This window comes from Pseudomonas putida, from assembly GCF_001941965.1.
GTDB classification, from domain to species: Bacteria; Pseudomonadota; Gammaproteobacteria; order Pseudomonadales; family Pseudomonadaceae; genus Aquipseudomonas; species Aquipseudomonas putida_L.
Window position 1 is genome coordinate 57,130 of the sequence record NZ_MKZO01000010.1, and the last position, 19,092, is coordinate 76,221.

General features: G+C 64.2%; 20 protein-coding genes. 13 read left to right on the top strand and 7 right to left on the bottom strand.

Translation table 11 applies throughout. The features are described from left to right. The first annotated feature begins 200 nt into the window (after positions 1-200). From PSEMO_RS05975 to PSEMO_RS05990, 4 genes are all read left to right on the top strand, one after another. On the top strand, positions 201-998 hold the full coding sequence (locus PSEMO_RS05975) for a hydroxymethylpyrimidine/phosphomethylpyrimidine kinase (protein ID WP_075802225.1): 798 nt from the start codon (positions 201-203) through the stop codon (positions 996-998). A gap of 29 nt (positions 999-1,027) precedes the next feature. Next, positions 1,028-1,654, top strand: coding sequence for a thiamine phosphate synthase (thiE, locus tag PSEMO_RS05980; protein ID WP_075802226.1), 627 nt, complete (start codon positions 1,028-1,030; stop codon positions 1,652-1,654). A gap of 16 nt (positions 1,655-1,670) precedes the next feature. Next, positions 1,671-2,954 carry a glutamate-1-semialdehyde 2,1-aminomutase gene (hemL, locus tag PSEMO_RS05985; RefSeq protein WP_075802227.1) on the top strand — a complete coding sequence of 428 codons (1,284 nt, stop codon included), beginning with the start codon at positions 1,671-1,673 and terminating at the stop codon, positions 2,952-2,954. A gap of 200 nt (positions 2,955-3,154) precedes the next feature. Beyond that, the gene (locus PSEMO_RS05990) at positions 3,155-3,706 is read left to right on the top strand and encodes a tetratricopeptide repeat protein (RefSeq protein WP_075802228.1); all 552 of its coding nucleotides are present in this window, start codon (positions 3,155-3,157) and stop codon (positions 3,704-3,706) included. Between the two features lie 6 nt (positions 3,707-3,712). Here the strand turns inward: PSEMO_RS05990 and PSEMO_RS05995 are convergent, their stop codons facing one another. Then, positions 3,713-4,039: a DUF1820 family protein gene (locus PSEMO_RS05995; protein ID WP_075802229.1), complete on the bottom strand. Its 327-nt coding sequence runs from the start codon at positions 4,037-4,039 to the stop codon at positions 3,713-3,715. Positions 4,040-4,290: 251 nt separating this feature from the next. On the opposite strand from PSEMO_RS05995, the gene PSEMO_RS06000 reads away from it, so the two are divergent. Genes PSEMO_RS06000 through lnt form a run of 4 tightly spaced genes read left to right on the top strand, consistent with a single transcriptional unit; the run spans position 4,291 to position 8,141 of the window. Next, positions 4,291-5,283 carry a PhoH family protein gene (locus PSEMO_RS06000; protein ID WP_075802230.1) on the top strand — a complete coding sequence of 331 codons (993 nt, stop codon included), beginning with the start codon at positions 4,291-4,293 and terminating at the stop codon, positions 5,281-5,283. After that, the gene (ybeY, locus tag PSEMO_RS06005; protein ID WP_075802231.1) at positions 5,276-5,770 is read left to right on the top strand and encodes an rRNA maturation RNase YbeY; all 495 of its coding nucleotides are present in this window, start codon (positions 5,276-5,278) and stop codon (positions 5,768-5,770) included. The genes PSEMO_RS06000 and ybeY overlap by 8 nt, the downstream gene beginning before the upstream one ends. A gap of 5 nt (positions 5,771-5,775) precedes the next feature. Next, positions 5,776-6,615 (top strand): HlyC/CorC family transporter, encoded by an 840-nt coding sequence (locus PSEMO_RS06010; RefSeq protein WP_075802232.1) that lies wholly within the window; start codon positions 5,776-5,778, stop codon positions 6,613-6,615. Between the two features lie 8 nt (positions 6,616-6,623). Next, positions 6,624-8,141 (top strand): apolipoprotein N-acyltransferase, encoded by a 1,518-nt coding sequence (gene lnt / locus PSEMO_RS06015; protein ID WP_075802233.1) that lies wholly within the window; start codon positions 6,624-6,626, stop codon positions 8,139-8,141. 115 nt (positions 8,142-8,256) lie between these two features. Here lnt and PSEMO_RS06020 read toward each other — a convergent pair whose 3' ends face one another. Both PSEMO_RS06020 and PSEMO_RS06025 read right to left on the bottom strand, forming a co-directional pair. Continuing rightward, a complete protein-coding gene (locus tag PSEMO_RS06020) occupies positions 8,257-9,018 on the bottom strand; it encodes a YdcF family protein (protein WP_075802234.1) in 762 nt (253 codons plus the stop codon). Between the two features lie 123 nt (positions 9,019-9,141). After that, positions 9,142-9,459: a hypothetical protein gene (locus PSEMO_RS06025; protein WP_075802235.1), complete on the bottom strand. Its 318-nt coding sequence runs from the start codon at positions 9,457-9,459 to the stop codon at positions 9,142-9,144. Positions 9,460-9,696: 237 nt separating this feature from the next. Here PSEMO_RS06025 and leuS point away from each other — a divergent pair, with 237 nt between their 5' ends. The 5 genes from leuS to PSEMO_RS06050 all read left to right on the top strand — a co-directional run bounded on the left by leuS (position 9,697) and on the right by PSEMO_RS06050 (position 15,659). Then, on the top strand, positions 9,697-12,303 hold the full coding sequence (leuS, locus tag PSEMO_RS06030) for a leucine--tRNA ligase (RefSeq protein WP_075802236.1): 2,607 nt from the start codon (positions 9,697-9,699) through the stop codon (positions 12,301-12,303). A 64-nt stretch (positions 12,304-12,367) separates the two neighbouring features. Beyond that, positions 12,368-12,973, top strand: a complete 606-nt coding sequence (locus PSEMO_RS06035) for an LPS-assembly lipoprotein LptE (protein ID WP_075802237.1) — start codon at positions 12,368-12,370, stop codon at positions 12,971-12,973. A 35-nt stretch (positions 12,974-13,008) separates the two neighbouring features. Next, entirely contained in the window at positions 13,009-14,046 is a 1,038-nt protein-coding gene (holA, locus tag PSEMO_RS06040; protein ID WP_075802238.1) for a DNA polymerase III subunit delta, read from the top strand. 74 nt (positions 14,047-14,120) lie between these two features. Then, a complete protein-coding gene (gene arfA, locus PSEMO_RS06045) occupies positions 14,121-14,285 on the top strand; it encodes an alternative ribosome rescue factor ArfA (RefSeq protein WP_075802239.1) in 165 nt (54 codons plus the stop codon). 63 nt (positions 14,286-14,348) lie between these two features. Further along, positions 14,349-15,659, top strand: coding sequence for a lytic murein transglycosylase (locus PSEMO_RS06050; RefSeq protein ID WP_075802240.1), 1,311 nt, complete (start codon positions 14,349-14,351; stop codon positions 15,657-15,659). A 155-nt stretch (positions 15,660-15,814) separates the two neighbouring features. Here PSEMO_RS06050 and lipA read toward each other — a convergent pair whose 3' ends face one another. From lipA to PSEMO_RS06070, 4 genes are all read right to left on the bottom strand, one after another. Then, the gene (gene lipA / locus PSEMO_RS06055) at positions 15,815-16,813 is read right to left on the bottom strand and encodes a lipoyl synthase (protein WP_075802241.1); all 999 of its coding nucleotides are present in this window, start codon (positions 16,811-16,813) and stop codon (positions 15,815-15,817) included. Between the two features lie 2 nt (positions 16,814-16,815). Beyond that, the gene (lipB, locus tag PSEMO_RS06060; protein WP_075802242.1) at positions 16,816-17,463 is read right to left on the bottom strand and encodes a lipoyl(octanoyl) transferase LipB; all 648 of its coding nucleotides are present in this window, start codon (positions 17,461-17,463) and stop codon (positions 16,816-16,818) included. Then, on the bottom strand, positions 17,463-17,738 hold the full coding sequence (locus tag PSEMO_RS06065) for a DUF493 domain-containing protein (RefSeq protein ID WP_075802243.1): 276 nt from the start codon (positions 17,736-17,738) through the stop codon (positions 17,463-17,465). The genes lipB and PSEMO_RS06065 overlap by 1 nt, the downstream gene beginning before the upstream one ends. A 74-nt stretch (positions 17,739-17,812) precedes the next feature. Continuing rightward, the gene (locus PSEMO_RS06070) at positions 17,813-18,973 is read right to left on the bottom strand and encodes a D-alanyl-D-alanine carboxypeptidase family protein (protein ID WP_075802244.1); all 1,161 of its coding nucleotides are present in this window, start codon (positions 18,971-18,973) and stop codon (positions 17,813-17,815) included. Positions 18,974-19,092: the final 119 nt, after the last annotated feature.

Consider the following 19,092-nt stretch of genomic DNA (forward strand, 5'->3'; position numbering starts at 1 on the left):
AGATCCGGCAGAGCCTGATGTCATTTTCAAAGCACTCTAGCATAGCGGCTTCGCACCACCGCCGGCGAGGCTAATATGCCTTTGACGGCTCTGGAACGGCACTTTCAGCACATACAAGAACAATTCTTGACCAATCGATCAGAAAACTCCCAAGCGACGGCCATCCCGGCAAAAGCGTTTGGTGGTAAGCTCGCGCACCTATGACTATCTACAGCTCCCGCCCCGTTGTCCTCTGTCTCTCCGGCCACGACCCCAGTGGCGGCGCCGGCCTGCAGGCAGATATCGAAGCCCTGATCGCGCAAGGCTGTCACGCCGCTCCCGCCGTGACCGCCCTGACCGTGCAGGATACCGTCAATGTCCAGGACTTCCGCGTGCTCGACCGCGAATGGGTACTGGCCCAGGCCAATATCGTCCTCGCCGACTCCGACGTCGCGGCGGTCAAGCTGGGCATGCTCGGTTCGCTGGAAATGGTCGATACCGTGGTTGAACTGCTGTCGGCCCACCCGCACCTGCCGATGGTCTGCGACCCGGTGCTGCGCGCCGGTGGTGGCGGTCGCCTGGGCAAGGACGAGGTCGGCTACGCCATGCGCGAACGCCTGCTGCCGCTGGCTACCATCGCCACGCCGAACCTGCCGGAAGCGCGTATCCTCGCCGAACTGCCGGAAGGCAGCGCCGATGAATGCGCAGAGAAGCTGCTGCCGTATGTCGAGCACCTGCTGATCACCGGCGGCCACGGCGACGAGACCGAGATCCACAACCGCCTGTACAGCCGCGACGGCCAGCGTCATACCTGGACCTGTCAGCGCCTGCCGGGCAGCTACCATGGTTCCGGCTGCACCCTGGCCAGCGCCCTGGCCGGTCGCCTGGCCCTCGGCGAGCAATTGCACAGCGCCGTGCGCAGCGCTCTCGACTACACCTGGCGGACCCTGCGCGACGCCGAACAACTGGGCAAGGGCCAATACGTGCCCCGTCGCCTGCCCCTGGATTTCTGCTCCTGAAGCAGGTTTTTCGCTGTGAGGCGCCTGTAATGAAGCTACGCGGTCTGTATGCGATCACCGACAGCCAACTGCTGGCCGGACGTTTTCTTCCTTATATCGAAGCCGCGCTGGAAGGCGGGGTGACCCTGCTGCAGTACCGCGACAAGAGCGACAACCAGGCCCAGCGCCTGCGCGAGGCCGAGGCCCTGCGCGATCTGTGCGAGCGCTACAAGACCCGCCTGATCATCAACGACGACGCCGAACTGGCCGCACGCCTGGGCGTCGGCCTGCACCTGGGGCAGACCGACGGTCCGCTGACCCCGGCGCGCACCTTGCTGGGCAAGGACGCGATCATCGGCTCCACCTGTCACGCACAACTAGAGCTGGCCGAGCAGGCCAGCCAGGAAGGCGCCAGCTATGTCGCCTTCGGACGCTTCTTCAATTCGCTGACCAAACCCGGTGCCCCCGCCTGCGACCTCGCCCTGATCGGCCAGGCCAAGGCGCGGGTCAAGCTGCCGGTGGCGGTGATCGGCGGCATCACCCTGGACAACGCCACGCCGCTGGTCGAGCACGGTGCCGACCTGCTGGCGGTGATCCACGGGTTGTTCGGTGCCGACAGCACGCAAGAAGTGACACGCCGCGCCCGTGCCTTCAACGCCCTTTTCTCCAGTCTCTGATTTACGAGGAACTCCCATGTCCCGTTCCGAAAGCCTGTTCGCCAGCGCCCAGAAACACATTCCCGGCGGTGTGAACTCGCCGGTCCGCGCCTTCCGCAGCGTCGGCGGCACCCCGCTGTTCTTCAAGCATGCCGAAGGTGCCTACGTCACCGACGAAGATGACAAGCGCTATGTCGACTACGTCGGCTCCTGGGGCCCGATGATCCTCGGCCACAGCCACCCGGACGTGCTGGAATCGGTGCGCAAGCAACTGGCCCACGGCCTGTCCTACGGCGCTCCGACCGCCATGGAAACCGAGATGGCCGACCTGGTCTGCTCGCTGGTGCCGTCGATGGAAATGGTGCGCATGGTCAGCTCCGGCACCGAGGCGACCATGAGCGCCATCCGCCTGGCCCGTGGCTTCACCGGTCGCGACAGCATCATCAAGTTCGAAGGCTGCTACCACGGCCACTCCGACAGCCTGCTGGTGAAAGCCGGCTCCGGCCTGCTGACCCAGGGCGTACCGAGCTCTGCCGGCGTGCCGGCGGACTTCGCCAAGCACACCCTGACCCTGCCGTTCAACGACATCGACGCGGTCGCCGAGATGCTCGGCAATGTCGGCAAGGACGTGGCCTGCATCATCGTCGAGCCGGTGGCCGGCAACATGAACTGCGTCCCGCCGGCGCCGGGCTTCCTCGAAGGCCTGCGCAGCCTGTGCGACCAGCACGGCGTGGTGCTGATCTTCGACGAAGTGATGACCGGTTTCCGCGTCGCCCTCGGCGGCGCCCAGGCGCACTACGGCGTGACCCCGGACCTGTCGACCTTCGGCAAGATCGTCGGCGGCGGCATGCCGGTCGGCTGCTTCGGCGGCAAGCGCCACATCATGGAGCAGATCGCCCCGCTGGGCCCGGTCTACCAGGCCGGCACCCTGTCCGGCAACCCGCTGGCCATGGCCGCCGGCCTGACCACCCTGAAGCTGATCAGCCGCCCGGGCTTCCACGACGAACTGAGCGCCTTCACCAGCCGCCTGCTGGATGGCCTGCAACAGCGCGCCGATGCGGCGGGCGTACCGTTCGTCACCACGCAAGCCGGTGGCATGTTCGGCCTGTACTTCACCGGTGCCGACGATATCGTGACCTTCGATGACGTGATGGGCAGCGAAGTCGAGCGCTTCAAGCGCTTCTTCCACCTGATGCTGGAAGGCGGCGTGTACCTGGCGCCAAGTGCCTTCGAAGCCGGCTTCACCTCGATCGCCCACGGCGAGACCGAGCTGAAGATCACCCTGGATGCCGCCGAGCGGGCATTTGCCGCCCTGAAATAAGGCGTTCGGGAAAAAGGCAGGGGCGTCAGGCAGGTAAGCCTTTCGCCCCTGTTTTGTAAGAAAGCCCCACAGCCTTATGACGGAATTGCGCCTCATTGGCAGAAATTCTGGTAAAGACTTTGTAAGGTGGGCGCTGCTTAACCCATAATGTGCCACCAGACACACTTTGGCCGCAGCTTTGCAGAGGTAAGTCGATCACCATGAACCGCGCCGGCCGCGCCCTCGCCCTGGGCTGCCTGTTGCTACTTCAGCCCCTGCTGGCCATTGCGGCAGGCGGTAACTCGTTGCTGATCCCCACCACGGGCCGCTGCACCCTCAACACGTCCCCCGAAGAACTCGCCGACGCCGTGAACCGCTGCAAGCAGGTCGCGCAGTCCGGTGATGCGCAGGCGCAATACGAGCTGGGCGCGTTCTATTTCGATGGCAAGAACACTCCCCGCGATCTGAACCAGGCGCTGAGCTACTTCGAACAGGCCTCGCTGCAGGGCCATGCCGATGCGCAATACAAGCTGGGGATGATGTTCGCCCGCGGCGAAGGCGTGGCGGCCAACAACGTGCAGGCCTATATCCTGCTGAAGATGGCGGCGGTCAACGGCGCCGAGGATGCGCTGGACGAGGCCGACGAAGTGTCGGCGCGGATGCAGCGCGACGAGCTGGAAAACGCCACCCAGGTGCTGGGCCAGATCTTCCGCAAATACCTGCTGGAGCTGCAGTCCGCCGACGGACGCACGCCCTTCTCGCCGCTTCCCTGAGCCTGCTTATCTTTCCGGTATCGGCATCGGGAATGGCATGACATTGCCCGTGCCCTTGGCCTCGCTGATCTTCGGCGTGCCCAGGCGCTCCACCTCGTCGATGCGCACGATGGAATGCATCGGCACGAAGCTGCGGGTCACCCCTTCGAACTGCGCCTTGAGCTTTTCTTCGCTTGGATCGACCACCACCTGGGTGCGCTCGCCGAAAACGAACTCCTCGATTTCCAGGAAGCCCCACAGATCGCTCTGGTAGATCTGCTTGGCGTACATCTCGAACACCTGGCCCTGGTTGAGGAAGATCACTTTGTAGATGGGGGCTTCGCGCTTGGTCATGTTCGGCAGGGAGAATGGCAGTCAAAAAGGTCGCGAATCATAGCACAGGGGCCTTGGCCGGCTGGCAGTTGCTTGCCTTGACGGCATAACCGAATCGTCAACTTCCACTGCGACAATGCCCGGGCGGATCGACAGCCTGCCCCGCCATTCGCGCCCTGGCACCCCATTGATCGTTTCAGCGCTTTCGCGGCCAGGCAGTCGAGGTTATTCTTGAAACCATATTCCTTGCCCAAGGGCGGCTTAAAACAACCTTGAACGCACCCATCGAACCCCATCGTTTCATGCTCGAGCCTTTCGAAGCTCACCGTTTCGCCAATCTGTGCGGCCAGTTCGACGAGCACCTGCGCCTGATCGAGCAACGCCTGGCCATCGAGATCCGCAACCGCGGCAACCAGTTCGAACTGATCGGCGAGCCCCGGGTCACCTCCACCGCCGAGCAGTTGCTGCGCCGTCTCTATCGCGAGACCAAGGCCACCGAGCTGTCGCCGGAAATGGTCCATCTCTACCTGCAGGAATCCTCCGTCGAAGCGCTGGAAAACCCGGCGGTCAACGAAGTCAGCGTATCGCTGCGCACGCGCAAGGGCGTCATTCGTCCGCGCGGCCTCAACCAGCAGCGCTACGTCAAGGAAGTCCTCAACAACGACATCAACTTCGGCATCGGCCCCGCCGGTACCGGCAAGACCTACCTGGCCGTGGCCTGCGCCGTGGATGCGCTGGAGCGCGAGCAAGTGCGGCGCATCCTGCTGGTGCGCCCGGCGGTCGAGGCGGGCGAAAAGCTCGGCTTCCTGCCCGGCGACCTGGCGCAGAAGATCGACCCGTACCTGCGCCCGCTGTACGACGCACTGTATGAAATGCTCGGCTTCGAACACGTGGCCAAGCTGATCGAGCGCCAGGTAATCGAGATCGCCCCGCTGGCCTACATGCGCGGCCGCACCCTGAACAACAGCTTCATCATCCTCGACGAAAGCCAGAACACCACGGTCGAGCAGATGAAGATGTTCCTGACCCGCATCGGTTTCGGCTCCACCGCCGTGATCACCGGCGACATCACCCAGGTCGACCTGCCGCGTGGCACCAAGTCCGGCCTGGCCCATGTCATCCAGGTGCTCAAGGACGTGCCGGGCATCAGCTTCACCCACTTCCAGCCGAAGGACGTGGTGCGCCATCCACTGGTACAGCGCATCGTCGAAGCCTACGAGCGTTTCGACGACCAGCAGGCCGAAGGCAACCCACGCAATGCTTGAACTGGACCTGCAGATCGCGACCGAAGCGGCCGCGCCCGACGAAGCCCTGTTCCGCCGCTGGTGCGAACTGGCCCTGCGCCAGCGCACGGCGGATTCGGAAATGACCATCCGTCTGGTGGATGAAGCCGAAGGCCGCGAGCTGAATCACACCTACCGGCACAAGGACTACGCCACCAACGTCCTGTCCTTCCCCGCCGACGTACCTGACGACATGCTCGATATCCCGCTGCTGGGCGATCTGGTGATCTGCGTCGCGGTGGTCGAGCGCGAGGCCGCCGAGCAAGGCAAATCCCTCGAGGCCCACTGGGCGCACCTGGTCATCCACGGCTGCCTGCACCTGCTGGGCTACGACCACATCGACGACGATGAGGCCGAGGAAATGGAAGCGCTGGAACGAACGTTGCTTGCCGAACTGGGTCATCCGGACCCTTACGCCGACGACGAAGACGACACCCCACACACTGAAAACAGCAAGGATCACGAGTAACCGCCATGAGCGAAGATCGATCGAGCAACGGGCAGAAGTCATGGCTTGGCAAGCTGACCCAGGCTTTTGCCCATGAGCCGAAAAACCGCCAGGAGCTCCTTGAGCTGCTGCGCGAAGCCCACCAGAACAAGCTGCTCGACAGCGAAGCCCTGACCATCGTCGAAGGCGCCATCCAGGTCGCCGACCTGCAGGTCCGCGACATCATGGTGCCGCGCTCGCAGATGATCAGCATCAAGGCCTCGCAGTCGCCGCGGGAGTTCCTGCCGGCGATCATCGACGCCGCGCACTCGCGCTATCCGGTGATCGGCGAAAGCCATGACGATGTCCTCGGCGTGCTGCTGGCCAAGGACCTGTTGCCGTTGATCCTCAAGGAGAACGGCGACAGCTTCAATATCAAGGACCTGCTCCGCCCGGCCACCTTCGTGCCCGAGTCCAAGCGCCTCAACGTGCTGCTGCGCGAATTCCGCGCCAACCACAACCACATGGCCATCGTCATCGACGAATACGGCGGCGTGGCGGGGCTGGTGACCATCGAGGACGTGCTGGAGCAGATCGTCGGCGATATCGAGGACGAGCACGACGTCGAGGAAGACAGCTACATCAAGCCGCTGCCCAGCGGTGACTTCCTGGTCAAGGCACTGACGCCGATCGAGAACTTCAACGAGTTCTTCGACAGCGAGTTCTCCGACGACGAGTTCGACACCGTTGGCGGCCTGGTCATGAGCGCCTTCGGGCACCTGCCCAAGCGCAATGAAACCACTGAAATCGGGCCTTACCGCTTCCGTATCCTCAACGCCGACAGCCGCCGGATACACTTGCTGCGCCTGACACCCGTCACCCGTTAAGGACAACCATGCGCTGGATCACCCGCCCCGGCTGGCCCGGTAACCTGCTGGCCGTGGCGGCCGGCGCCCTGACCACTCCGGCCCTGGCCCCGTTCGACCTCTGGCCTCTGGCCCTGGTCGCCCTGGGCCTGTTCTACCTCGGCCTGCGCGAGCTGAGCCCGCGCCAGGCACTCTGGCGCGGCTGGCACTACGGCTTCGGCCTGTTCGCCGCCGGCACCTGGTGGATCTACGTCAGCATCCACGACTACGGCGGCGCCTCGGCGTTGCTGGCCGGTGGCTTGATGCTGGCCTTCTTCGCCGCCATCGCCTGGTTCTTCGCCCTGCCCGCCTGGGTCTGGGCGCGCTGGCTGCGGCGCAACGAAGCACCGCTGGCTGACGCCCTCGGCTTTGCCGCCTTGTGGCTGGGCCAGGAAGCCTTCCGTGGCTGGTTCCTCACCGGGTTCCCCTGGCTCTACGCTGGCTACAGCCAGCTCGACGGCCCCCTGGCCGGCCTTGCGCCGCTGGGTGGCATGTGGCTGATCTCCTTCACCCTGGCCCTGACCGCTGCGCTGCTGTGCAACCTGCATCGCCTGCGCCAGCGCAAGGCATTCCTGGCTGCCGGCATCGCGCTGCTGATCGGTCCATGGGCCGTCGGCCTCGCACTGAAAGGCCACGCCTGGACCGTGCCGTCCGGCGAGCCGCTGCGGGTCGCGGCAATCCAGGGCAATATCGAACAAAGCCTGAAGTGGGAACCGGACCAGTTGCGTCATCAACTGGAGCTGTACCGCGACATGAGCTTCACCAGCAAGCCGGCGGACCTGATCGTCTGGCCGGAAACCGCAGTGCCGGTGTTCAAGGACAGCGTCCAGGGCTACCTGGACATGATGAGCGGCTTTGCCGGCGACCGGCATTCGGCGCTGATCACCGGGGTACCGGTACGTCTGTTCGAGCATGGGCAACGCCGTTACTTCAACGGCATCACCGCCATGGGTGAAGGCGACGGTACCTACCTCAAGCAGAAACTGGTGCCGTTCGGCGAATACGTACCGCTGCAGGACCTGCTACGCGGCGTGATCGAGTTCTTCGACCTGCCGATGTCCGACTTCGCCCGCGGCCCGGCCGACCAGGCGCTGCTGCAGGCCAAGGGCTACCAGTTGGCACCGTTCATCTGCTACGAAGTGGTCTATCCGGAGCTGGCCGCCAGCCTGGCGGCGCGCAGCGACATTCTGCTGACCATCAGCAACGACACCTGGTTCGGCAAGTCCATCGGCCCGCTGCAGCACCTGCAGATGGCACAGATGCGTGCGCTGGAGGCCGGACGCTGGATGATCCGCGCGACCAACAACGGGGTGACCGGGTTGATCGACCCGTTTGGCCGGGTGACGGCGCAGATCCCGCAGTTCGAGCGGGGGATTCTCTATGGTGACGTGGTGCCGATGCAGCAGTTGACGCCGTATCTGCAATGGCGTTCGTGGCCGCTGATCATCCTGTGCACCTTGCTGCTGGGCTGGGCGCTGGTTACCAGCCGGATCGCCAAGACCGTCTGATTTGGAGTGTTGCTAATGGCCTCATCGCCGGCAACGCCGGCTCCCACAGGTATCGCGTACACCGCAGAAACCTGTGGGAGCTGGCGTTGCCAGCGATGAGGCCCTCAGCTACAGCTCAATAGAAAAGCCGATAACCGATCAACCCGGCCACCTCATTGAACAGCTGGCCGTTCTGCCACACCGCCTTGCTATCCGGCACCCAGCCGCCGAACGGCCGTCCGTTGTCGATGCCCATGAACCCCACCGGCGCCCCCACCACTTCGAAGCCGGCCCGCTGGAAACTCCACACCGAGCGCTGCATATGCCAGGCCTGGGTCACCACCACCACCCGCCTGACGCCTTGTGGCAGAAGGATCGCCGCGCTCAGTTCGGCGTTTTCCCAGGTGGTGCGGCTCTCCTCTTCCAGCCAACGCACTGGCACTCCGAAATCGCGCTGCAACGAGTCCGCCATCAACCGCGCCTCGCTCGGCGGCGAGCCGTAGTGCAGACCACCGCTCGTCAATAGCGGCAGCCCCGAAGCCTTGGCCAACTGCGCCGCATAGCGCATGCGCTCCAGGACCACGCCGGTCGGCTGGTCCTGCCCGCCCCAGGCCGGATCACCGCGCTCACGCCCCGCCCCCAGGACAACGATCGCATCTGCCCGCCCGGCCAACCCCGCCCACTCGCTCACCGCCAGGGGCGGCACGGTCTCGATTCGTCCGGCCAGATGCTGCATCACCACCGGCAGGCTCATCAGCCACAACCCGCCCAGCCCGCCGATAAAGCACAAGCGCGCCGTGCGCGGCCACGATGTGCGCAACCACCAGGCCACGAGCAGCAAAAGCAGCAGCACACCTGGCGGCATCAACCATTGCTTGATGAAAAAGCGAAGCGGCATTGGGCATCTCCCTGAAAGTGCCGCAAGCCTAATGAAAAACGGCGCCTGGCAAAACCAGGCGCCGGTCAGAGACGAGAATCCCGCGTGGCGCACTCCATCCTGCGCCGTTGATATCCCGAACGATTATTTGCAGTTCAGCGTTCTGGACTTGAGTGCTGTGGCGGAACGTTTCCGGTCCTTGAGCCAGATGACCCGGCCCGGGGTGGGCGTTTCTACCGGGGGTAAAGCGACGGAAATCTTCTGGCCCCGCGCCGGAGCGGCTTCCAGCCAGGCCTTGATGACGTCGAACTCGGCACGGCTGAGGCCGCGCAACTCAAGCTCGGCGGGCATTTCATCGCGCAATCGCAGCGAGGTGCGGGCCGTGTCCAGGGCCAGTCCCAGGCGGTCGATCAGGCGTTCGTAGACTTCCGGTTTCGGTGCATGTTGCTGCGACTCTCCCATCCGTTCACCTCATTGAAGATAAAATTCATCTCCCCCACGAATGAGCTTAGCGTCACCCGGGAAACCGGCCGGACGCCGCGACCAACGGCCCGCGGCGGCGCCTGGCGATGCAATCAGGGTTTCCCACGACCATTGGGGGTCATGTATGCTACGGCGTTTCTTGACACCGGATTGCCGGGCGAAAACGGTCAGCGACCAGCCTGGATAAGGTCTCCCATTTCTCAGCGCAAAGTAGCCATGCACGAACACTATCAGCCCCGCGAAATCGAAGCCGCCGCCCAGTCCTACTGGGACGAGCACAATTCTTTTGAAGTCAGTGAACAGCCAGGCAAGGACACCTACTACTGCCTGTCGATGTTCCCGTACCCGAGCGGCAAGCTACACATGGGCCACGTGCGCAACTACACCATCGGCGACGTGATCGCGCGCTACCAGCGCATGCTCGGCAAGAACGTCCTGCAGCCGATGGGCTGGGACGCCTTCGGCATGCCGGCAGAAAACGCCGCGATGAAGAACAACGTCGCGCCGGCCAAGTGGACCTACGAGAACATCGCCTACATGAAAGCCCAGCTGAAAAGCCTGGGCCTGGCGATCGACTGGTCCCGCGAGGTCACCACCTGCAAGCCGGACTACTACCGCTGGGAACAATGGCTGTTCACCCGCCTGTTCGAAAAAGGCGTGATCTACCGCAAGAACGGTACCGTGAACTGGGACCCGGCCGACCAGACCGTGCTGGCCAACGAGCAGGTCATCGACGGCCGTGGCTGGCGTTCGGGCGCGCTGATCGAGAAGCGCGAAATCCCGATGTACTACTTCAAGATCACCGACTACGCCGACGAGCTGCTGGAAAGCCTCGACGAGCTGCCGGGCTGGCCCGAGCAGGTCAAGACCATGCAGCGCAACTGGATCGGCAAGTCCCGCGGCATGGAAGTGCAGTTCCCTTATGACGAGGCCAGCATCGGCCAGTCCGGCGCACTGAAAGTCTTCACCACCCGTCCGGACACCCTGATGGGCGCCACCTACGTCGCCGTTGCCGCCGAGCACCCGCTGGCCACCCTGGCCGCCCAGGGCAACCCGGCGCTGCAAGCCTTCATCGACGAGTGCAAAAGCGGCAGCGTGGCCGAAGCCGACATCGCCACCCAGGAGAAGAAGGGCGTTGCCACTTCCCTGATGGTCCGCCACCCGCTGACCGGCGAGAAACTGCCGGTATGGGTCGCCAACTACGTGCTGATGCACTACGGCGACGGTGCGGTCATGGCCGTTCCGGCCCACGACGAGCGTGACTTCGAGTTCGCCAGCAAGTACCAGTTGCCGATCAAGGCCGTGGTCCGCACCAGCGCCGGCGACGAAGTCGGTACTGAGTGGCAGGCCGCGTACGGCGAGCATGGCCAACTGATCAACTCCGGCGAATTCGACGGCCTGGACTTCGCCGGCGCCTTCGACGCCATCGAAGCCGCGCTGATCAGCAAGGAACTGGGCAAATCCCGTACCCAGTTCCGCCTGCGCGACTGGGGCATCAGCCGCCAGCGCTACTGGGGCTGCCCGATCCCGATCATCCACTGCCCGTCCTGCGGCGATGTGCCGGTGCCGGAAGACCAGTTGCCGGTCACCCTGCCGGAGAACGTGGTGCCGGACGGCGCCGGTTCGCCACTGGCGCGGATGCCCGAGTTCTACGAGTGCACCTGCCCGAAATGCGGTACTGCGGCCAAGCGCGAAACCGACACCATGGACACCTTCGTCGAGTCGTCCTGGTACTTCGCCCGCTACGCCTCGCCGAACTACGAGGGTGGCCTGGTGGATCCGAAAGCCGCCAACCACTGGCTGCCGGTCGACCAGTACATCGGCGGTATCGAACACGCCATCCTGCACCTGCTCTACGCGCGCTTCTTCCACAAGCTGATGCGTGACGAAGGCCTGGTCAGCTCGAACGAGCCGTTCAAGAACCTGCTGACCCAGGGCATGGTGGTCGCCGAGACCTACTACCGCGTCGCGGCCAACGGCGGCAAGGACTGGTTCAACCCGGCCGACGTCGAGATCGAGCGTGATGCCAAGGCCAAGATCATCGGCGCCCGCCTGAAGACCGACGGCCTGCCGGTGGAAATCGGTGGCACCGAGAAGATGTCCAAGTCGAAGAACAACGGCGTCGACCCGCAGGCCATGATCGATGCCTACGGCGCCGACACCTGCCGCCTGTTCATGATGTTCGCCTCGCCGCCCGACATGAGCCTGGAATGGTCCGACTCCGGTGTCGAGGGTGCGAGCCGCTTCCTGCGCCGTGTCTGGCGCCTGGCCCAGGCCCATGTGGCCCAGGGCTTGCCGGCCAAGGCTGATTTCTCGGCGCTGGACGACGCACAGAAAGCCGTACGTCGCGCCACGCACCTGGCGATCCGTCAGGCCAGCATCGATGTCGGTCAGCACCACAAGTTCAACACCGCCATCGCCCAGGTGATGACCCTGATGAACGTGCTGGAAAAAGCCTCGCAAGCCAGCGAACTGGATCGCGCCCTGATCCAGGAAGGCCTGGAAGCCGTGACCCTGATCCTCGCCCCGATCACCCCGCACATCAGCCACGGCCTGTGGCAGAGCCTGGGTCACCAGGGTGCGGCGATCGATGCCGGCTGGCCGAGCGTCGACGACAGCGCGCTGGTACAGGACAGCATCCAGCTGGTCATCCAGGTCAACGGCAAGCTCCGTGGCCAGATCGACATGCCGGCCGGTGCCAGCCGCGAGGAAGTGGAAGCCGCCGCGCGCAGCAACGAGAACGTGCTGCGCTTCACCGAAGGCCTGAGCATCCGCAAGGTCATCGTGGTTCCCGGCAAGCTGGTCAACATCGTCGCCAACTGACAGGATCGGGCGCCTTGCGGGGCGCCCGTACAGATATCCCCAAAGGTTTCCAGGGAGCAACAAGATGATCAAACGCAATCTGCTGGTGATGGGCCTGGCCGTAATGCTCAGCGCCTGCGGTTTCCACCTGCGCGGTACCGGTAGCAACGAGCTGGCGATCAAGGAGCTCGAAGTCAGCGCGCGCAACGCTTATGGCGAGACGGTCACCCAACTGCGCGACGTTCTGAAGAACAGCGGCGTCAACGTCCATAGCGGCGCACCGTACAGGTTGGTTCTGACCAACGAGGCCGAAACCCAGCGTGCAGCCAGTTATGCCGGCAGCGGCCGCTCGGTGGAGTACGAACTGCAAACCCAATTGAGCTACGACATCCAGGGCCGCAACAACACCGTCCTGCTGAGCGACAAGCTCGAAGTGCAGAAGGTCTACCTGTATGACGGCAACAACATCACAGGCTCCGGCCAGGAGTCCGGACAGATTCGCAAGGAAATGCGCCGCGAACTGGTACAACGGATGATCCTGCGCCTGCAGCAACTGACGCCTGCCCAACTGGATGAACTGCAAGCCAAGGCTGACGACCGCGCCAAAGCCGAAGCGGCGGCACTGGAAGCCGCCCAACGTGCCCAGGATGCCCAGCCACAGCAATCGCCGCTGGAAATTCCGGCCAACTGAGAGCGGACGGGGCGCTTCGGCGCCCCGACTTCTTTATGAAACTTGCCCCCGCCCAACTCAACAAACACCTGCAAGGCGCCCTTGCCCCGGTCTACGTGGTCAGCGGCGACGATCCGCTGCTGTGCCAGGAAGCCGCCGATTCCATTCGCCTGGCCGCACGCCAGCAGGGCTTCGACGAGCGCCAGGTATTCAGCGCCGACGCCAACTTCGACTGGGGCACCCTGCTCCAGGCCGGTGCCAGCCTTTCCTTGTTCGCCCAGAAACGCGTGCTGGAGCTGCGCCTGCCCTCCGGCAAGCCCGGCGATAAAGGCGCCGCAGCGCTGATCGAATATTGCTCGCGCCCCGCTGACGACACCCTGCTGCTGGTCAGCCTGCCCAAGCTTGATGGCAGCGCGCAGAAAACCAAGTGGGGCAAGGCGCTGATCGATGGCCAGCAGGTCCAGTTCATCCAGATCTGGCCCGTGGATACCCAGCAACTGCCGCAATGGATCAACCAGCGCCTGGCCCAGGCCGGGCTCTCTGCGCAACGCGACGCTGTAGAGCTGATCGCGGCGCGGGTCGAGGGCAACCTGCTGGCGGCCGCCCAGGAAATCGAAAAGCTCAAGCTGCTGGCCGACGGCAACACCATCACCGTCGAAACCGTGCAGGGTGCCGTGGCGGACAGCGCGCGCTTCGATGTCTTCGGCCTGGTAGACGCCGTGCTCAATGGCGAAGCGGCCCATGCCCTGCGCATGCTCGAAGGCCTGCGCGGCGAAGGCGTCGAGCCACCGGTGATCCTCTGGGCCCTGGCCCGGGAGCTGCGGGTGCTGACCGGCCTGGCCCAGCAATTCAGCCAGGGCGTGCCACTGGACAAGGCCTTCAGCCAGGCCAAGCCACCGGTGTGGGACAAACGCCGCCCGCTGATGAGCAAGGCCCTGCAGCGCCATTCGGCACAACGCTGGGGCCAGTTGCTGTTCGACGCCCAGCGCATCGATGCGCAGATCAAGGGCCAGGCCCAGGGGTCGCCATGGACCAGCCTGACCCGCCTGTCGCTGCTGATGGCCGGCCAGCGCCTGGCGTTGCCGGCGGAGTGAGGGACCGACGGTCTTGCAGTGGACGCACAGCAGTCCTATAGTGCGCGCGAATCCACCCAGGCAGGATCCCCGCCATGAGCAAGAAACCGGCAAAGTCCCGGCCCAACAAGGCCAAATCCATCGTCGCCCAGCCCCTGTTCCGTTGCCGTCAGGAACGAGCGGAAAAGGGCAAAGGCAGCTACCGCCGCGAAGCCTTCCAATCGAGAGATTGGGAGGCTTCTTCCTTTATGGCTGCATGAAAAGGCAGGAAAACCGCAGGCATGATATGGTCGTCACCTGACCCGTATTACCTGGATTAGTGCATGCCTTTCCGCCTTCCCCGCCGTCGGCAATTCCGCCAGTTGAGCGCCGCTTCCAGCCTCGTCCTGCTCGTTGCCTGCGCCGAACACCCTACCGCCGCCGATGCCCTGCCCATCGCGCCGGTGCAGCCAGCGCCAGTCCTCACCCAGGCCACCCCGGCCGCCGATATCGAAATCCTGCCGCAGCAGACCTTCGCCCAATGGCAGGCCAACTTCCGTCAGCAAGCCCTGCAGGCCGGTGTCTCGGCCAGCCTGTTCGACCGCGTGTTCGCCGGCATCACTCCGGACATGGATGTGATCAAGGCCGACCGCAGCCAGCCTGAATTTACCCGGCCAGTCTGGGAATACCTCGAGGGCGCCCTGTCGCCGGTGCGTGTGCGCAATGGCAAAGCCCTGCTGGCTCAAAACAGCGAATTGCTGGGGCGTATCGAACAGCGCTATGGCGTTGAACGGGACGTACTGGTGTCGGTGTGGGGCATGGAAAGCAACTTCGGCCAGTTCCAGGGCAACAAGTCGGTGATCCGCTCCCTGGCGACCCTGGCCTATGAAGGCCGCCGCCCCGTGTTTGCCCAGGAGCAGTTGCTGGCCGCGCTGAAGATCCTGCAGAACGGCGACATCGCTCCCGAGGCCATGCGTGGCTCCTGGGCCGGCGCGATGGGCCAGACCCAGTTCATTCCCACCACCTACGACACGCATGCGGTGGACTTCGATGGCGATGGCCGCCGCGATATCTGGAACAGCTCAGCCGACGCCCTCGCCTCCACTGCCCATTACCTGCAGAGTTCGGGGTGGAAGCGTGGCGAGCCGTGGGGCTTCGAGGTCACCGTGCCGAGCGGCTTCGACTACTGGATCGCCGATGGCGCGCAGCGCAAGACCGTTGCCGAATGGCTGCGCCTGGGCGTGCAACTGCCGGCGGGTGCCCGTGTCCCGGCCGGCAGCGAACAACTTTCCGCTGCCCTGCTGTTGCCCGCGGGCTACCGTGGCCCGGCGTTCCTGGTGCTGGACAACTTCCGCGCCATTCTCAAGTACAACAACTCGTCAGCCTACGCCCTGGCGGTCAGCCTGCTGAGCGAGCGCTTCGAGGGCTCGGGCTTCATTCGTGGTGCCTGGCCCAAGGATGACCTGCCGCTGAGCCGCAGCGAGCGGATCGAGCTGCAGGAGCTGCTCAATGCCAGCGGGCACGAGGCGGGGAATGCAGACGGGATCATTGGCGCCAATACCCGCAAGGCGATTCGCAATGCCCAGCAACAGCGGGGCTGGCCGGCGGATGGATATCCGACCCATAAGCTGCTGGATAGCCTCAAGACTCGCTGAGCTCTCCCGGGCCCTATCGCTGGCAAGCCAGCTCCCACAAGGATTGCGTGCACCGCGGTCCCTGTGGGAGCTGGCTTGCCAGCGATGAGGCCCGAACAGACAACAAAAAGCCCCCGGACCTTCACAGGTACGGGGGCTTTTTCATGGCCGCGCGATCAGAGCTTGATCTTGGCCTCGTGCGCCTGCTGGTCAGCATGGTACGAGGAACGTACCAGCGGGCCGGAAGCGACGTTCTTGAAGCCCATCTTGTAGCCTTCCTCGGCGAACCAGGCGAAGGTGTCCGGGTGCACGAAACGCTGCACCGGCAGGTGGCTGCGCGATGGTTGCAGGTACTGGCCGAGGGTCAGCATGTCGATGTTGTGCTCGCGCATGCGCTGCATCACCTCGATCACTTCCTCGTCGGTCTCGCCCAGGCCCAGCATCAGGCCGGACTTGGTCGGTACGTGCGGTACCAGCTCCTTGAACTTCTCCAGCAGGGTCAGCGACCACTGGTAGTCCGAACCCGGACGCGCGGCCTTGTACAGGCGCGGTACGGTTTCCAGGTTGTGGTTGAACACATCCGGCGGCTCCTGGGCAGTGATGGCCAGGGCCACGTCCATGCGGCCACGGTAGTCAGGCACCAGGGTTTCCAGCTGGACGCCCGGGGACAGCGCGCGGATCTCGCGGATGCAGTCGGCAAAGTGCTGGGCACCGCCGTCACGCAGGTCGTCGCGGTCCACCGAGGTGATCACCACGTACTTCAGGCGCAGGTCGGCGATGGCCACCGCCAGGTTCTTCGGCTCGTCGACGTCCAGGGGCTTCGGACGGCCGTGGCCGACGTCGCAGAACGGGCAGCGACGGGTGCAGATGTCGCCCATGATCATGAAGGTCGCGGTACCGCCGGAGAAGCACTCGCCCAGGTTCGGGCAGGAGGCTTCTTCGCAGACGCTGTGCAGCTTGTGCTTGCGCAGCAGTTGCTTGATCCGGTCGACTTCCGGGGAAACCGGGATGCGCACGCGGATCCAGTCAGGCTTCTTCGGCAGTTCTTCGGTAGGAATGATCTTCACCGGGATGCGCGCAACCTTTTCGGCGCCACGCAGCTTCACACCGGCTTCAACCTTCGGCCGGGGGGCCGGGGTGGCGGTGCTTTGCACCGGCTCTTGCACAATAGTCATATTCAGTCGATTCCGCCCGCAAGGGTCGTCTGCTCAGCATAATCGAGGTGCTTGACCAGCTGTCCGCGCAGCCTTGCCCTTACCTCGGGGAGTTCGATAGGCCCGGCCTGGTCGCGCAGCTGGGTCATGGCCAGCCCCGCATACCCGCAGGGGTTGATTCGGCGAAAAGGCGCAAGGTCCATGTCCACGTTCAGGGCCAGGCCATGAAAGGAACAGCCGTTGCGAATTCGCAGGCCGAGGGAGGCGATCTTCGCCCCGTCGACGTAAACGCCCGGCGCATCGGGCTTGGCTGCCGCTTGCACACCATAACTGGCGAGCAGCTCGATCAGGCAATGCTCCATGCGCGTGACCAGGTCGCGCACGCCGAAACCGAGACGGCGCACATCCAGCAGCAGGTAGGCGACCAACTGGCCGGGGCCATGATAGGTCACCTGGCCGCCGCGGTCGGTCTGCACCACCGGGATGTCCCCCGGCACCAGCAGGTGCTCGGCCTTGCCGGCCTGGCCCTGGGTGAATACCGGAGGGTGCTCCACCAGCCAGATCTCGTCGCCATGGCCGGGCTTGCGCTCGGCAGTGAAGCGACGCATGGCTTCCAGGACCGGTTCGTACGGCAGCAGCCCGAGCTCGCGAAAGCCGATGCTCGAGGACATCACAGCACCATGTGCACGAAACCGGTCGCGCGCAGGGCGCTGTTGATATCGCGCAATTGGTCTTCGCTGGTGGCTTCGATATGCAGTTGCACCGTGGTGTACTTGCCGGTGCTGCTCTGGCGCTCGGCCAGGGTCTTCAGATCGACCTTGGCATGCTTGCTCAGGATCTCGATCACGGTGTCCTTGAAATTGACCACGGTATCGCCGATCACCTTGATGGCGTAGTCCGGGCAGGGAAACTCGATTTTTGGCGACTTGACGTCAGCTTCGCTCATGGCAGTAACGGCCTCGTAAGCCGTGGCAGCAACAACGCCCCTGCGGGATGGCAGGGGCGTGGCAGGTCACGATATCAGTTGAACAAACCGTAGAAGAACAGGCGGATGCTATCCCACACCCGACGGAAGAAACCACCTTCCTCGACCGCGTCCAGCGCGATCAGATCGGCGCTGTGAACCACGCTGTCATCCAGTTTGACTTCCACTTTACCGATCACGTCACCTTTGGCGATCGGCGCCATCAGTTGCGGGTTCATGGTCATGCTGGCAGCCAGTTTCTTCAATTGGCCTTTAGGCAAAGTCATGGTCAGGTCTTCGGCCAGACCGGCCTTGACCTGGCTGGTGGTGCCTTTCCAGACCGGCGCCTGGGCCAGTTCGGTGCCCTTCTGGTAGAAGGTCTGGGTTTCGAAGAAGCGGAAGCCGTAGGTCAGCAGCTTCTGGGTCTCGGCAGCGCGGGACTGCTCGCTGTTGGTACCGAAGACCACGGCGATCAGGCGCATGCCGTCACGTACGGCGGAGGACACCATGCAGTAGCCGGCTTCCTCGGTGTGGCCGGTTTTCAGACCGTCGACGGTCTTGTCGCGCCACAGCAGCAGGTTGCGGTTCGGCTGCTTGATGTTGTTCCAGAAGAACTCCTTCTGCGAGTAGATCGCGTAGTGCGCCGGGTCTTCGTGGATGATCGCGCGGGCCAGCAGGGCCATGTCGTGCGCCGAGGAGTAGTGCTCGGGGTTCGGCAGGCCGGTCGGGTTCATGAAGTGGCTGTTGCTCATGCCCAGGTCGGTGGCAGTCTTGTTCATCATGTCGGCGAAGGCGTCTTCGCTGCCGGCGATGTGCTCGGAGATCGCCACGCTGGCGTCGTTGCCGGACTGGATGATGATGCCGTGCAGCAGGTCGCTGACGCTGACCTGGGTGCCGACCTTGATGAACATCCGCGAACCGCCGGTACGCCAGGCGTTTTCACTGACGGTCACCGGGTCGTTCTCGCCGATCTGGCCGCGACGGATCTCCAGGGTGGCGATGTAGGCGGTCATCAGCTTGGTCAGGCTCGCCGGAGGCAGGCGCTGGTCGCCATTGTTCTCGACCAGGATGTTGCCGCTGGAGGCTTCCATGAGCACGTAGGACTTGGCTGCCAGTTGCGGCGGCGACGGCATCATCTGCTCGGCGGCGAAGGCGGCCGGGGCGATCAGCAGCGGAACAAGCAGGCAAAGGCGTTTGGCAAAGGTGGTGATGTTCATCCGTCTCTCGAAATCGCTAATGGGCTCATGCCCCAAAGGGGCAAAACGTTAAAAAGGGCTGCGGCAAAGGGTCGCGCCCTGGAGCAAAACCGCCATTGTACATGGCTGTTCGCCCCCGC